This window comes from Frigoribacterium sp. Leaf263 (assembly GCF_001422285.1).
Classification (GTDB): domain Bacteria; phylum Actinomycetota; class Actinomycetes; order Actinomycetales; family Microbacteriaceae; genus Frigoribacterium.
Genome location: NZ_LMMO01000001.1, coordinates 454,353 through 468,755, shown reverse-complemented (window position 1 = coordinate 468,755; position 14,403 = coordinate 454,353). Strand labels below are relative to the sequence as shown.

Genomic DNA, 14,403 nt, shown 5'->3' with positions numbered 1-14,403 from the left:
GTCGAACACGTATGGGCGAGCAACGCTCGCCCATACGGTGTGTCGCAGCTGACGCCGCGCCTCTGGTCGAGGCTCAGGCGCCGGCGACGATGTTGACGACCTTGCGGCCGCCCTTGGTGCCGAACTCCACCGAGCCGGGGGCGAGGGCGAACAGCGTGTCGTCGCCGCCGCGGCCGACGTTGGCGCCGGGGTGGAAGTGGGTGCCGCGCTGGCGCACGATGATCTCGCCGGCGAGGACGACCTGGCCGCCGAAGCGCTTCACGCCGAGGCGCTGGGCGTTGGAGTCGCGGCCGTTACGGGTGGACGATGCGCCCTTCATGATCTCGCCGGCGAGGACGACCTGGCCGCCGAAGCGCTTCACGCCGAGGCGCTGGGCGTTGGAGTCGCGGCCGTTACGGGTGGACGATGCGCCCTTCTTGTGTGCCATGAGCCGTGTCCCTTACTTGATCGAGGTGATCTTGACGCGGGTGAGGTCGGCACGGAAGCCCATGCGGCGCTTGTACCCGGTCTTGTTCTTGTAGTTCTGGATGACGATCTTCGGGCCGCGGNGAGGTGATCTTGACGCGGGTGAGGTCGGCACGGAAGCCCATGCGGCGCTTGTACCCGGTCTTGTTCTTGTAGTTCTGGATGACGATCTTCGGGCCGCGGAGGTCGCCGAGGACCTCGGCCGTGACCGTGACGCCCGACAGGGCGTCCGCCGCCGAGAGGATCGTGTCGCCGTCGACGTGGAGGACGGGCACGAGGGTGATGCTGTCGCCGACGGAGGCCTTCAGACGATCGAGGGTGACGATCGTGCCGACCTCGACCTTCTCCTGGCGACCACCGGCGCGCACGACTGCGTAGACCATGTGTGTTCCTTAATGTTGTTGGCTGTACGGGGCCGCCTCGTCGCACGCGAGGTGCGGTGACGGACGGAGGCGGTGACCGTACGGCTCGTGGTCTCCGCGGGTGACGACGCGACCATGGGCCAGCGCGCACCAACCGCTTAGATTACACGGCGGCTCCGACCGCCGTCAACGCATGCGGTCTACCATCAACGCGTGACCATCTTGATCGACGACCCCGTGTGGCCCGCCCACGACACGGTGTGGGCCCATCTCGTCAGCGACGAGTCGTACGACGAGCTGCATCGCTTCGCGGCCGCCAACGGGATCCCCCGTCGCGGCTTCGACCACGACCACTACGACGTCCCCGAGTCGCGTCATGCCGACCTCGTCGCGGCCGGCGCCCGACCGGTCGGCGGTCTCGAGCTCGCCCGGCGCCTGGAGCGCAGCGGGCTCCGGGTCTCGCAGCGCGTCAAACGGGGGCTGCCCGCCTGACCCCGTGACCCGGGCCGGACCCGCCCGGTCCCCTCACCAGGCGGCGGAGTGCCCCGAGAAGCTCGCCACGACCCCGCCCGAGGCGATGTCGACGACGGTCGTCGTCACCGTCGCCGGCACGGGGTCGATGGTGTACGTGAAATCGGTCTCCGCCGTGGCGTCGGCCGTCTCGACGGCGAGGTACTGCCCGTTGGGCGAGACCGAGAAGCCCTCGATCGTCGTCCCGGCGGTCGACGGCTCGTACAGGCTCCGCGCCTCCTTCTCGTCGTCGACGACGATGAGGTTCCGGTACGCGGCGCCGTCCGAGGTCGGGATGGCCACCTGCTGCACGTACGTGGTCTCGCCGATCGCCACGAGCTCCCCGCGGAACGGCGTGCCGCCCTCGACGGCGGAGAAGGGGATGGCGGTCTGCTCGCCGGTCTCGAGGTCGATGCGCGACGACTCGACGGCCGTCGCCGCGACGATCGTGCCGCCGTCGAGGGCGACGCCCTGCAGCGAGACGAAGGTGCCGTAGGGCCGCGGAGGCGCCACGCCGGTCAGATCGTAGGCCGCGACCGACTCGTCGGCGGACTGCACCACGACCGTGGCGCGACCCGGCACGAAGAACCAGTCGAGGGCCGTGAGCGGCTGCCCGGCGAGGGACTGGACCGGGGTCGCGGCGCGTTCGCCCTGAAGGGGCATCGCGTAGAGAGCGTCGGTCTCGGCACCCTGCGGACGCCACGAGAAGGCCAGGGTCGTCGAGGTGCGGTCGGCTCCGAACCGCGTGATGAGCCCCGGCCCGTCGGGGAGCGGCAGGTCCTCGACGGCGACGCCGTCGAACGCGACGAGGCTGAGCGTCGAGGTGGTGCCGTCGTCCGTGACGACGGCGACCGCGGTGTCGAAGACCTCGAAGGCCTGGATGCGCGGCGCCTGGTAGACGACGGTGCGGTCGGCTCCCCCGGTCAGAGGGGCCCGCTCGATCCGGTCGTCGGATCCGTCCACGCCGTGGACGATGCGCCACGTCTCGGCGGCGGCGGTGCCGAACGTCGTCGACAGCTCGGACGCTCGCGCCTGATAGACGCTGGAGACGCCCGTCACCGTCACCGTGTAGTCGGTCCCGTAGCGCAGGCGGTCGGTGAACCGCACCGCGATGACGTCCCCCGAGGTCGACACGGTGTGCGGTGCCGCCGGCGAGACGACGACCTGGTCGGCGTCGACGTGCGCGACGACCTGGTTGGCGAACATCCGCAGCTGCTGCCCGGGCTGCGCCACGGCGGCCTCGGTGTCGATCCGGGTCTCGGTCAGCTTGGGGCCCTGGAGGTTCGACAGCACGCCGAACAGGGCGCAGACCACGGCGAGCACGACGACGACCGCCCCGAAGCGGAGGCGCTGACGGCGGCCGAGCTCGGCGTCGTCGAGGCCTGCGCCCTCGCCCGGTGCGCGCCCGCGTCCGGCCGGCTGGAGGCGATCGCGGAGGGGTCCCGTCACCTGTCCGACTCGTTCGGGGCCGGAGGAGGCGCGTAGCGCGACCAGTCGTCGGCTCCTGTCGGTGCGGAGGGGGTCTCGCGGAGGCTGCGACCCGGTGCGGAGCCGTCGTCGGGGGTCGTCCGCGTGCCGACCCCCCGCGCCTCATGGGTGACGGGCGGCGTGGGGGCACCGGCGACCGCATCGACCTCCCCGTCTCGACCGGGCTCGTCGTCGGCGGGGTCGTCGGTCGTCGACCGGTCGTGGTCGGAGGCGGGCGAGGTGTCGCCGGCCCGGAGCCACCACCAGGCCAGCACGCCGCCGAGCGCGAGCACGGCGGTGTCGACCACGCCGGCCGAGAGCGGGATGGTCGTGAGGTACAGGGCGAGATTGGCCCAGGTGCCGCCCTCGTCCGACAGAGTGATCCCCGGCACGATGCCGACGACCGCCAGCGCCGCCGTGCCGACGGCTCCGGCGACGAGGGTGCTGCGGAGGACGACCCCGAGGCCGTCACGGGCCCGGATCGGCCTGGCCACCACGAGGGTCGCGAAGGCGGCCACGTAGAACGGGAAGGGGTAGAGGACGAAGCTCCCGAGGAACTGGCCCACCGGCGTCGCCGTGAAACCGCTCGGGAAGGCCGTCACCGAGTACCCGATGGCGGACCCCACCAGGGCGAGCAGGCCGAGCGCGAACCGGACGACGAGCAGGACGCCCAGCGCCGTCGCGGCGGTGAGGAACGCCTCACGGCCGTCCGCGCCGCGAGCCGAGACGACGACAGCCCGGAGCCGCGACCATGCGGTCGGGGTTCCGGGCTGGGTCGGGGTCACGCAGTCACCCTAGACGACTCAGAGGTCGTCGGAGCTGACCCCCACACCGAGGATGAACGGGCCGGACTCGTCGCTCGGCGTGGCCGCCGGTGCGGTCGCCGGGGCCGTCCCGGAGCTGGAGGCGCGGCGCGAGCGGCCACGCCCCTGACCGGGCTGCTTGGGCTCGGGCAGAGCCCCCAGCACCGAGTCGAGCAGCTGCTCGGCGTCGTCCCTGCTGAGGCGAGGGGCCTCGCGACGCGTCGTCGCGACGGGGATGTCGAGGATCGCCACCGTCGCGTCGGGCGTCGACACGGTGGCCCGCGATCGACGCGGCTCCGTGCTGCGCTCGGGCTTGTCCGCCGCTGCGGTCCGGTCCACCACGGGAGCGACCGCGACCGGAGCCTGTGCGGCGGGCGCCTCGACCTCGGTCGTGGTGGTGGTCGGCGCGGTCACGATGGCCGGACGGTCGGCGGAGTCGTCCGAGACGGACGGCGTCGGGGCCTCGGGCGTCGAGGTCGCCGACTCGACGGCCTGACCCTCGTCGCGCGATGCCCTGCCGCCGCGGCGACCCTTGCGAGCCCCCCGGGTGCGACGGGGCTCGTCGCCCGTGGTGTCGGCGCCGTTCGTCTCGCTGCCGGTCGCGGACTCCGAGCCGGGGGCCTGCGTGCCGGCCGCCTGCGCCGCGGCGTCGATGGCCGCCTCGACGGCCGCCGCAGCCTCGGTGGCGGAGTCCGTGCTGCGGTCGCCGTCCTCGGCCTGGGCGATGGTGGACGCCGCGATGCGCGACAGGGCGTTCTTGACGTCCTCGGTGATGGCGTGCGTGCCGGTCGACGGGCCGGCCGCCGGCGACGACGAGCCGCCTCGCCCGGAGGCCGCGGGAGCGCCGTTGCCCTGGTTCTGCCCGGCGCCACCGGTCTTGCCGGCCTGCGCCGCGCCTCCTCGGCGTCGCTGCTGGTCGTTCCTGCCCCGACCCTGCGGCTGCTGCTCCTGCACGCGAGCGGCGCTGCCGGCCTCGGAGAAGGACTCGGCGAGCCCCAGCCCGAGCTTCTTGCGGGTCATCTGCACGAGACCCAGGGAGGTGACCTCGGCGACCTGGTGCTTCGTGCGGTCGCGGCTGAGGCACTCGACCAGACGACGCAGCACGAGGTCGCGGTTCGACTCGAGGACCATGTCGATGAAGTCGACCACGATGATCCCGCCGATGTCGCGCAGCCGCAGCTGGCGCACGATCTCTTCTGCGGCCTCGAGGTTGTTCTTCGTGACGGTCTCCTCGAGGTTGCCGCCCGAGCCGACGAACTTGCCGGTGTTGACGTCGACGACCGTCATGGCCTCGGTGCGGTCGATGACCAGCGAGCCGCCCGAGGGCAGCCAGACCTTGCGGTCGAGCGCCTTCTCGATCTGCTCGTTGAGCCGGTACTCGTCGAACGCGTCCTTCTCGCCCTCGTAGCGCTTCACGCGATCCATGAGGTCGGGGGCGACCGCCGAGAGGTACGACTGGAGCGTGTCGAAGGCCTCGTCGCCGTCGATCACCATCTCGTGGAAGTCCTCGTTGAAGACGTCGCGGACGATCTTGATCAGCAGATCGGGCTCGGAGTGCAGCTGGTTCGGGGCGTTGCCCGCCTCGACCTTCTTCTGGATGTCGGCCCACTGGTTGAGCAGGCGCTTGACGTCGAGGGTCAGCTGCTCTTCGGTGGCACCCTCGGCGGCCGTGCGGACGATGACGCCGGTGTTCTCGGGCAGGGCCTCTTTGAGGATCTTCTTCAGACGCGCGCGCTCGGTGTCGGGGAGCTTCCGGCTGATGCCGTTCATCGAGCCGTTGGGCACGTAGACCAGGTACCGGCCGGGCAGCGAGATCTGGCTGGTCAGACGGGCGCCCTTGTGCCCCACCGGGTCCTTCGTCACCTGGACGAGAACCCGATCGCCGGGCTTGAGGGCCAGCTCGATGCGACGCGGCTGGTTGCCGTTGGCCAGGGAGTCCCAGTCGACCTCGCCCGAGTAGAGCACGGCGTTCCGACCGCGTCCGATGTCGACGAACGCCGCCTCCATCGAGGGGAGGACGTTCTGCACGCGACCGAGGTAGACGTTGCCGATCAGCGAGACGTTCTGCGCCTTGGCGACGTAGTGCTCCGCGAGGGTGCCGTCCTCCATCACGCCGATCTCGATGCGGTCGCCCGACGAGCGGACGATCATCTTTCGGTCGACGCTCTCACGACGCGCCAGGAACTCGGCCTCGGTGATGACGGTGCGGCGACGACCGGCGTCGCGTCCGTCGCGTCGACGCTGCTTCTTCGCCTCGAGGCGGGTCGAGCCCTTGATGCGCTGCGGCTCGGTGATGAGCTCCGCCTGGCGCTGGGGACGCTCGCGCGGCGAGCGGTCGGACTGCTGGCGCGGCTCGGAGTCGCGCTCCTCGCGATCGTGCGAGCGGCCACGCGACCGACGTCGCGAGGTCGGCTGCTGGGGCTCGTCGTCGCCGTCGTAGCCGTCGTCGTCGGCCTCGTCGCCGTCGTCGTATCCGTCGTCGTAGTCGTCGTCGCGTCCGGGGCGCCGACGGCCGGGCCGTGCCGGGAGCGGGACGATCTCGGGGGCGTGGAAGATGAGGCTCGTCGTCGTCAGCTGAGCCGGGATGGGCGACGACGGGGCGCCCTCGCGCTGACGCACCTCGTCGGCCGCCGCGAGCGCGGCATCGGCCCGCTCGACCGACGTGGTCTCGGTGGGGTCGTCGACCGCCGTCGGGTCGACGAGCGACCCGGTGACGGCGGAGTCGGTCGCGGTGGCGTCGGTCGGGGCGGTCGCCGGCTGCGCCGCGACCTCGTTCTCGTGAGTCACGGCTGATGCCTCCTGGGCGTCGTCTCGTCGGGTGGTCCGGAGGGTGGTGTCGTCTGCGGGCGATGCCGCCGCCAGGGCGCGCTGCCCCGAGGGGGCGGCGGCCTGACGGGCACGGAGCCCGCTGAACAGCCCCCGTCTCTTCTTCGGACCGTTCTCGTTGCTGGTGTCGTCTCTGTTGTTCACCACGGGTGGTGCGCTCCTCGCCCCGCCGAGGTCGAGCCGTCGGCGGGTGGTCTCGTGTCGTGGCCGGTCGGCGCCCTGCGCCTGCCCCGGTCACCGCGTCCTCTCACGACGCGCGGTGTCGGTCACGCGACGTTCGGTCACAGGGCCCACCGTCTCTGCGGTGGCGGCCGTCGTGTCGTTCGTCGTCGTGCGGTTCTTCGTTGCTGTTCGGAACTGGCCATCCGACGAGGGGCGGCTGCGCCCCGGCCCGGTTTCCGTCGCACCCGCGCGAGGCCCCCGGAGGGGATCGCGGGGTCGACACGGCCCGGCAAGTCTCGATCGCGGCTGTCACCCGGCGACTGAAGCGATTATCGCACGGTTGGCCGCAGACCACTCATCGGGACATGGAACAATCCCCGTGTGACGACCACTCCGACCACCCCGCGCACCCACCCGATCGGCCGCACCCCGGCGGTGACGGCCGTCCTGCTCGTCGTCGCCGGCGTCGTCGGGCTGATCGGGTCGTTCGCCCTGACCCTCGACAAGTTCCGGCTGCTCGAGAACCCCACCGAGGCGCTCGGCTGCGACGTCAACCCGTTCGTCGGCTGCTCCCCCGTCATCAACAGCTGGCAGGCATCCCTGTTCGGGTTCCCGAACCCCCTCCTCGGACTCGTCGGGTTCATGGCCCCCGTGGTGGTCGGCGTCGCCCTCCTGGCCGGTGCTCGCTTCGCCCGGTGGTTCTGGATCGCGTTCACCGCGGGCACGTTCCTGGCCTGGATCTTCGTGACGTGGCTCTTCACGCAGACCGTCTTCGTCATCGGCGCCCTCTGCCCCTGGTGCATGCTCGTCTGGTCGGTGACCATCCCGCTCTTCTGGCTGACGACCGTCTGGGGCCTGGCACGAGGCATCACCGCCCCCGCCGGCGGAGGGGTGCAGCGGGCCGCCGCGCGCCTCCTGCCGTACTCGTGGGTGCTCCCGGCGATCAACTGCATCGTCGTCCTGACCGTGATCGTCGTGAAGTTCCCCCTGCTGCTCCCGACCCTGTTCTGACCCGGCCGCCGTTCCCAGGCTCCTCTTGGAGGCCCCCGCGAGACTCGCCGGAGCCCACCCGAGAATCGAGGAACGATGACGCCGTCAGCCGGCACCGGAGACACCAAGCGCGAACGCCGGGACGCCGCCCGCGAGAAGGCCCGTGCGACCCGGGAGGCCGAGGCGCGACGGCGTCGGCGGAACCGCGTCCTGACGCAGGGCGGCCTCGTGGTCGGGGTCCTCGCCGTCATCGGCGTGATCGCCCTCGTCGTCAGCCGCTCGCTCGTGCCGGCGGGGCCCGGGCCGCTCAACATGGCGAGCGACGGTCTGCTGCTGACGGGCGACGGCACGACGATCTCCGCCGCGACCACCGATGCGCCGGCGGCCGATGCGGACCCCGTGGCCTCCCCCGCGGGCACGGCGCAGAAGCCGAGCATCGTCGTCTACCTCGACTACATGTGCCCCTTCTGCGGTCAGTTCGACACGACCAACGCCGAGCAGCTCGAGACCTGGGTGTCGCAGGGCGACGTCGACCTCGAGATCCACCCCCTGGGCTTCCTCGACAACGCCTCGCTCGGCACGAAGTACTCGACCCGGTCGGCCAACGCCTTCGCCTGCGTCGCCGAGCACCAGCCCGATGCGGCCCTCGACGTGAACACGGCGCTCTTCGCCCAGCAGCCGGCCGAGAACACGAGCGGCCTGACCGACGCCGAGCTCGTCTCGCTGGTCGAGGGAGCCGGGGCCGACGACCCGGCCGTCGCCGCCTGCATCACCGGCGGCGACTTCGACGACTGGGTCGCCGCCGCCACCCAGCGCGCGCTGAACGACCCGCTGCCGAACTCCGACGAGCCGAAGGTGACGGGCACCCCGACCGTTCTCGTGAACGGTCGCAAGTACGGCGGCTCGCTCACCGACCCGACCGTCTTCGCGCAGTTCGTCTCCGAGGTGGCGAGCGGCGCCTCCACCGACGACACGTCGTCGGGCGGAGCGGAGTCCACCCCCGCGCCGACTCCGTAGGAGCGCCGACGGAACCGGGCCCGCGCCTCCTCGGATCAGGAGGCGCGGGCCCGGTCGGTCACGCGCGAGGGCGGTCGTGGGGTCAGAACCAGAGCGCCAGCTCGCGGGCGGCGGACTCGGCCGAGTCGCTGCCGTGGACGAGGTTCTGCTGCACCTTGAGACCCCAGTCGCGGCCCAGATCGCCCCGGATCGTGCCGGGTGCGGCGGTCGTCGGGTCGGTGGTGCCGGCGAGCGAGCGGAAGCCGGCGATCACCGAGTGGCCGGCGACGCGGATCGCGACCGTGGGGCCGCTCTGCATGAACTCGACGAGGGGCTCGTAGAAGGGCTTGCCGACGTGCTCCTCGTAGTGCGAGGCCAGCAGGTCGCGGTCGGCCTGCACGAGGCGGATGTCGACGAGGGCGTAGCCCTTCGCCTCGATGCGGCGCAGGATCTCTCCGGTCAGGCCGCGGGCGACGCCGTCGGGCTTGACGAGGACGAGGGTTTCTTCGAGGGCGGTCACAGGTGCTCCTTCAGATCGGTGACGAGGGGGTCGAGGGGGTTGGGGGGCCGGGGAGGCGCGGGTCAGGCCGACTCGCCGGGGTCGCCGTAGCGCGCGGCGTTCAGGCGGTCGAGCTGCAGTCCTTTGATCAGGCAGTACGTCCACAGCGCGACGAAGACGGCGGCGACGACGTACATGACCGGGTCGAGCAGGCCGCAGGCGATGAGCCCGATCTGCACGAGGCAGCCGAGGACGATCCCCCAGCGGAACCTCAGCACGCGCGACACGAGCAGCATGACGACGATGGCGCCCAGCCCGCCGCCGAACGCGACGCCGGTGGGCAGGAGGTCGCGGCCGTTCACCACGAGCATGACGAAGAACATCGACATGGCCTCGAGCACGAGCACGATCGAGAGCAGGCTCTCGGCGGCTCCGCGTCGACGGCGGGGGCGGCCGGGGCTCGCGGCGACGCCCTCGGGCGGCGGCGGGGCGGCGCTCATGCGAGGCCCTCCGGACCCTGCGCGAGGGCGAGCACGTCGCCGACGAGCGTGATCGAGCCGGTGACGACGACGCCGCCCGGGCGGTCGCCCTCGGTCTCGTCGGCGATGTCCCGCGCTGTGCGGAGCGCAGCCGCGAGGTCGGTCTCGACGACGACGCGGTCGGCGCCGACGACCTTCACCGCGACCGCGGCGAGCTCGTCGGCCGGGACGGAGCGGTCGGAGTCGGACTGGGTCACGACGAACTGCTGCACGGTGCCCGAGAGCGCGCGGACGATGCCCGCGGCGTCCTTGTCGGCCAGCACGGCCAGGACGGCGACGACGCGTCCGAACGGGAAGTACGACTCGACGGCCTTCGCGAGGGCCCGCGCGCCGTGCGGGTTGTGCGCGGCGTCGACGAGGATCGTCGGGTCGTTGGCCACGATCTGCAGACGCCCCGGAGAGGTCACCTGAGCGAGCCCGTCCGAGAGGACGTCGAGATCGAGCGCCTGGGTGCCGCTCCCGAGGAACGACTCGACGGCGGCCACGGCCACGGCCGCGTTCTGCGCCTGGTGGTCGCCGAAGAGGGGCAGCACGAGATCGGGGTACCGACCGGCGAGGCCCCGGATGGTCACGACCTGACCGCCCACCGCGACCGTGGTCGACTCGACCCCGAAGCCCGTGCCCTCGACGACCAGGGTCGACTCGGTCAGCTCGGCCGCGCGCTCGAGCTCGGCGAGCGCCTCGGGCGCCTGCGACGCGCTGACGACCGAGGCGGAGTGCTTGATGATGCCCGCCTTGGTGCGGGCGATGGCGTCGACGGTCGAGCCCAGACGATTCTGGTGGTCGAGCGCGATGGGTGTGAGGACCGCCACCTGGCCGTCGGCGACGTTGGTGCTGTCCCATTCGCCGCCCATGCCGACCTCGAGCACGACCACGTCGGCGGGGGCGTCGGCGAAGCAGGCGAAGGCGAGCACCGTCAGAGCCTCGAAGAAGGTGAGGGCCTGCTCACCGGCGGCGCCGAGCTCGGCGTCGACCATGGCGAGGTAGGGCTGGATGTCGTCCCAGTTGGCGACCAGCCTCTCGTCGCTGATCGGCTCGCCGTCGATGACGATCCGCTCGTTCAGCCGGACGAGGTGGGGGCTGGTCAGCAGACCCGTCCGCAGCCCGTACGACCGGAGGATGCTCTCGATCATGCGCGACGTCGACGTCTTGCCGTTCGTGCCCGTGACGTGGATCACCGGGTAGGCGCGCTGCGGGTCGCCGAGCAGCTCGGCGGCCCGACGCGTCGCGCCGAGACGGGGCTCGGGCGCCTGCTCGCCCACGCGTCGGAGGAGCTCGTCGTAGACGCGGGCCGCACCCTCGGCGAACTCGCCGTCGTCGGCGGGCTCGGGATTCCTGCTCTTCTTGGGGGTCATGCGCGTCGCACCTCCACGGTCACGGCCGAGCCGGTGCCGACGGCGACCGCGCCCTCGCTGGTCGCGAGGTCGCCTCGCCGCTCGATGACGAGCTCGGTGGTCAGGGTCTCGGCCTGGATGAGGTCGCGGTGCGTCTCGACGGCGTCGGCGCCCGGGGCGTCGAGACCCAGGGTCGTCGCGATGCGGTCGCCGACGTCCAGCCCGGCGTTCTTCCGGGCCTGCTGCACGGCGCGGACCACGTCGCGGGCCAGGCCCTCGGCCTCGAGCTCGGGGGTGGTGGCCGTGTCGAGCAGCACGAATCCGCCGTCTCCGACGAAGCCGATGGCGGCGGACGCGTCGGCGACGGCCAGTTCGAGGGTGAACTCGCCCGGCAGCAGCTCGACGCCTCCGACGACGACGTTCTCGCCCGACGGCCGCCAGTCGCCCTTCTTGGCGGCGGGGATCACCTGCTGCACCTGCTTGCCGATGCGCGGGCCCGCCGCCCGGGCGTTGACGGTCAGCTTGCGGGTCACCCCGTAGTCGGCGAGGCTCTCCTCGCTCAGCGGCGTGAGCACGACGGACTTGACGTTCAGCTCGTCGCGGAGGATCGACGCGAACGGCTCGAGGGCGGCGGGGTCGGGGGCGACGACCGTGAGGCGCGCCAGCGGCAGCCGCACCCGCAGACCGGTCGACTTCCGGAGCGACAGACCCGACGACGCGATGGCCCGCACGGAGTCCATCGCCTCGACGAGAGCGTCGTCGGCGGGGAACGCCGTGGCGTCGGGCCAGTCGGCGAGGTGGACGCTGCGACCGCCGGTGAGACCCTTCCAGATCTCCTCCGAGACGAGCGGGGCGAGCGGCGCGGCGACTCGCGTCACCGTCTCGAGCACCGTGTGGAGGGTGTCGAACGCATCGCGGTCGTCGCCCGACCAGAAGCGGTCGCGCGAGCGCCGCACGTACCAGTTCGTCAGCACGTCGGCGAAGTCGCGCAGGGCCGCGGCGGCGAGCGGCGAGTCCAGCGCGTCGAGGTGACGCTCGACGTCGGTGACGAGGAGGCGCGTCTTCGCCAGCAGGTACCGGTCGAGCACGTCCGTGGAGTCGGTGCGCCATGTCGCGACGTAACCGTCGGCGACGTGGCGACCCGCGCCTCCTGAACCGGCGGAGTCCGCCGCGTTGGCGTAGAGGGTGAAGAAGTAGTAGGTGCTCCACAACGGGAGGAGGAACTGCCGGACCCCCTCGCGGATCCCCTCCTCGGTGACGACGAGGTTGCCGCCGCGGATCACCGAGCTCGACAGCAGGAACCACCGCATCGCATCGGCGCCGTCGCGGTCGAAGACCTCGGAGACGTCGGGGTAGTTGCGGAGGCTCTTCGACATCTTCTGACCGTCCGAGCCGAGGACGATGCCGTGGCTGATCACGTTCGAGAAGGCCGGGCGGTCGAAGAGCGCGGTCGACAGCGCGTGCATGACGTAGAACCAGCCGCGCGTCTGACCGATGTACTCGACGACGAAGTCGGCGGGCGCGTGCGTCTCGAACCAGTCCTGGTTCTCGAACGGGTAGTGCACCTGGGCGAACGGCATCGAGCCCGAGTCGAACCACACGTCGAAGACGTCCTCGATGCGGCGCATCGTGCTGAGGCCGGTGGGGTCGTCGGGGTTCGGACGGGTGAGATCGTCGATGTAGGGGCGGTGCAGGTCGGGTTCGCCCTGCTCGTTCAGCGGCAGCCGTCCGAAGTCCGCCTCGAGCTCGGCGAACGACCCGTACACGTCGACGCGCGGGTACGTCGGATCGTCGCTCTTCCAGACGGGGATCGGCGATCCCCAGTAGCGGTTGCGCGAGATCGACCAGTCGCGGGCTCCCCCGATCCACTTGCCGAACTGGCCGTCCTTCACATTCTCCGGCACCCAGGTGATCTGCTGGTTGAGCTCGCTCATGCGGTCGCGGAACTCGGTCACGCGCACGAACCAGCTCGAGACGGCCTTGTAGATCAGGGGGTTGCGGCAGCGCCAGCAGTGCGGGTAGCTGTGCTCGTAGCTGGCCAGGCGGACGAGGCGGCCGTCGGCCCGGAGCCGCTGGATCAGGGTCCTGTTGGCGTCGAACACCTGCTGCCCGGCGACGCCGAGCTCGTCGAACATCGGCAGGAACCGGCCGGCGTCGTCGACGGAGACGAGCACGGGGATCCCGGCGGCGGCGCAGACCTGCTGGTCGTCCTCGCCGTAGGCGGGCGCCTGGTGCACGATGCCCGTGCCCTCGCCGGTGGCGACGTAGTCGGCCACGAGGACCCGCCAGGCGTTCTCGGTCCCGTAGGTCTCGGTGTCGGCGTAGACGTCCCAGATGCGGTCGTACTCGACGCCCTCGAGCTCGGCGCCGGCGAACGTGGCCGTGACGGCGGCCTGCGCGGCCTCGGCCGAGTCGTAGCCGAGGTCTCGGGCGTAGGCGGCGAGCGTGTCGGCGGCGAGGAGGAACACGCTGCCGGTCAGCAGCTGCTGGTCGCCGGTGCGCTCGCCGGGCAGGAGCGCGTGGGGCACGGTGACGTAGTCGATCGCCGGTCCGACGGCCAGCGCCATGTTCGTGGGCAGGGTCCAGGGCGTCGTCGTCCAGGCGAGCGCCTCGACCCCGGTGAGCCCGAGCGATTCGGCCTTGGCCCCGACCAGGGGGAACGCGACGGTGACGGTCTGGTCCTGACGCATCTTGTAGACGTCGTCGTCCATCCGCAGCTCGTGGTTCGACAAGGGGGTCTGGTCGTGCCAGCAGTAGGGCAGCACCCGGAAGCCCTCGTAGGCGAGCGACTTGTCGTGCAGCTGCTTGAACGCCCAGATGACGCTCTCCATGAACGTGGAGTCGAGGGTCTTGTAGTCGTCGTCGAAGTCGACCCAGCGCGCCTGGCGGGTGACGTAGCCCTGCCACTCGTCGGTGTACTTGAGCACCGAGCTGCGGGCGGCGGCGTTGAACGCGCCGATGCCCATGTCGTCGATCTCGTGCTTCTCGGTGATGCCGAGCTGGCGCATGGCCTCGAGCTCGGCCGGCAGCCCGTGGGTGTCCCAGCCGAATCGGCGGTGCACCTGCTTGCCGCGCATCGTCTGGTACCTCGGGAAGACGTCCTTGGCGTAGCCGGTCAGGAGGTGCCCGTAGTGCGGCAGCCCGTTGGCGAAGGGCGGCCCGTCGTAGAAGACCCACTCGTCGCATCCCTCGCGCGCGCGGATCGACTCGCGGAAGGTGTCGTCGCCCTTCCAGAACGCGAGGATGCCCTGCTCGACGTCGGGGAATCGGGGCGATGCGGGTACCGGCTGGTAGGCCATGGGAGCTCCAGGTGGTGCGGATGTCCGTTCACGAGGACGCCTGCCGAGGGTTCTCGGTCGGCGCGGTACCACCCCGCTTGCCGCCCCGGACGGGGCGACCACTCTGCTTCGGCTGTGACGGGCCTGCCCCGCTCGGGTCTACTGACGTCTC

The 14,403-nt window shown here is 71.6% G+C and carries 12 protein-coding genes and 2 pseudogenes; 3 read left to right on the top strand and 11 right to left on the bottom strand.

Annotation, left to right across the window (positions count from 1 at the left end; translation table 11 throughout):
* Nucleotides 1-73 precede the first annotated feature (73 nt).
* From rpmA to rplU, 4 genes and pseudogenes are all read right to left on the bottom strand, one after another.
* Complete coding sequence (gene rpmA / locus ASF17_RS02145) at nt 74-319, bottom strand: 50S ribosomal protein L27 (protein ID WP_055795561.1); 246 nt, start codon at nt 317-319, stop codon at nt 74-76.
* Nucleotides 320-328: 9 nt separating this feature from the next.
* Nucleotides 329-427, bottom strand: a pseudogene (locus ASF17_RS16140) (50S ribosomal protein L27); the annotation flags it as partial.
* A gap of 12 nt (nt 428-439) precedes the next feature.
* Nucleotides 440-548, bottom strand: a pseudogene (locus ASF17_RS15920) (bL21 family ribosomal protein); the annotation flags it as partial.
* A gap of 1 nt (nt 549) precedes the next feature.
* The coding region (gene rplU / locus ASF17_RS15185) for a 50S ribosomal protein L21 (protein ID WP_082475041.1) at nt 550-848 on the bottom strand (299 nt) is incomplete at its 3' end.
* Nucleotides 849-1,040: 192 nt separating this feature from the next.
* On the opposite strand from rplU, the gene ASF17_RS02135 reads away from it, so the two are divergent.
* On the top strand, nt 1,041-1,319 hold the full coding sequence (locus ASF17_RS02135; protein WP_055794745.1) for a DUF4031 domain-containing protein: 279 nt from the start codon (nt 1,041-1,043) through the stop codon (nt 1,317-1,319).
* A 33-nt stretch (nt 1,320-1,352) separates the two neighbouring features.
* Here ASF17_RS02135 and ASF17_RS02130 read toward each other — a convergent pair whose 3' ends face one another.
* The 3 genes from ASF17_RS02130 to ASF17_RS02120 are packed head-to-tail and all read right to left on the bottom strand — an operon-like array spanning nt 1,353 to nt 6,580.
* Nucleotides 1,353-2,786: a hypothetical protein gene (locus ASF17_RS02130; protein ID WP_055794743.1), complete on the bottom strand. Its 1,434-nt coding sequence runs from the start codon at nt 2,784-2,786 to the stop codon at nt 1,353-1,355.
* The gene (locus ASF17_RS02125) at nt 2,783-3,589 is read right to left on the bottom strand and encodes a hypothetical protein (RefSeq protein ID WP_055794741.1); all 807 of its coding nucleotides are present in this window, start codon (nt 3,587-3,589) and stop codon (nt 2,783-2,785) included. Before ASF17_RS02125 ends, ASF17_RS02130 begins: the two co-directional genes overlap by 4 nt.
* Nucleotides 3,590-3,607: 18 nt before the next feature.
* Entirely contained in the window at nt 3,608-6,580 is a 2,973-nt protein-coding gene (locus ASF17_RS02120) for an Rne/Rng family ribonuclease (protein ID WP_156357255.1), read from the bottom strand.
* 396 nt (nt 6,581-6,976) lie between these two features.
* Here ASF17_RS02120 and ASF17_RS02115 point away from each other — a divergent pair, with 396 nt between their 5' ends.
* Nucleotides 6,977-7,606 carry a vitamin K epoxide reductase family protein gene (locus ASF17_RS02115; protein WP_235476306.1) on the top strand — a complete coding sequence of 210 codons (630 nt, stop codon included), beginning with the start codon at nt 6,977-6,979 and terminating at the stop codon, nt 7,604-7,606.
* A gap of 75 nt (nt 7,607-7,681) precedes the next feature.
* Nucleotides 7,682-8,602 (top strand): DsbA family protein, encoded by a 921-nt coding sequence (locus tag ASF17_RS02110; RefSeq protein ID WP_055794739.1) that lies wholly within the window; start codon nt 7,682-7,684, stop codon nt 8,600-8,602.
* A gap of 82 nt (nt 8,603-8,684) precedes the next feature.
* Here the strand turns inward: ASF17_RS02110 and ndk are convergent, their stop codons facing one another.
* The 4 genes from ndk to ileS form a co-directional block, all read right to left on the bottom strand.
* Nucleotides 8,685-9,101 (bottom strand): nucleoside-diphosphate kinase, encoded by a 417-nt coding sequence (ndk, locus tag ASF17_RS02105; RefSeq protein WP_055794738.1) that lies wholly within the window; start codon nt 9,099-9,101, stop codon nt 8,685-8,687.
* Nucleotides 9,102-9,163: 62 nt separating this feature from the next.
* Entirely contained in the window at nt 9,164-9,580 is a 417-nt protein-coding gene (locus tag ASF17_RS02100; RefSeq protein ID WP_055794736.1) for a DUF4233 domain-containing protein, read from the bottom strand.
* Nucleotides 9,577-10,974, bottom strand: a complete 1,398-nt coding sequence (locus tag ASF17_RS02095; protein WP_055794734.1) for a bifunctional folylpolyglutamate synthase/dihydrofolate synthase — start codon at nt 10,972-10,974, stop codon at nt 9,577-9,579. Before ASF17_RS02095 ends, ASF17_RS02100 begins: the two co-directional genes overlap by 4 nt.
* Nucleotides 10,971-14,252 carry an isoleucine--tRNA ligase gene (gene ileS / locus ASF17_RS02090; protein ID WP_055794732.1) on the bottom strand — a complete coding sequence of 1,094 codons (3,282 nt, stop codon included), beginning with the start codon at nt 14,250-14,252 and terminating at the stop codon, nt 10,971-10,973. Before ileS ends, ASF17_RS02095 begins: the two co-directional genes overlap by 4 nt.
* Nucleotides 14,253-14,403: the final 151 nt, after the last annotated feature.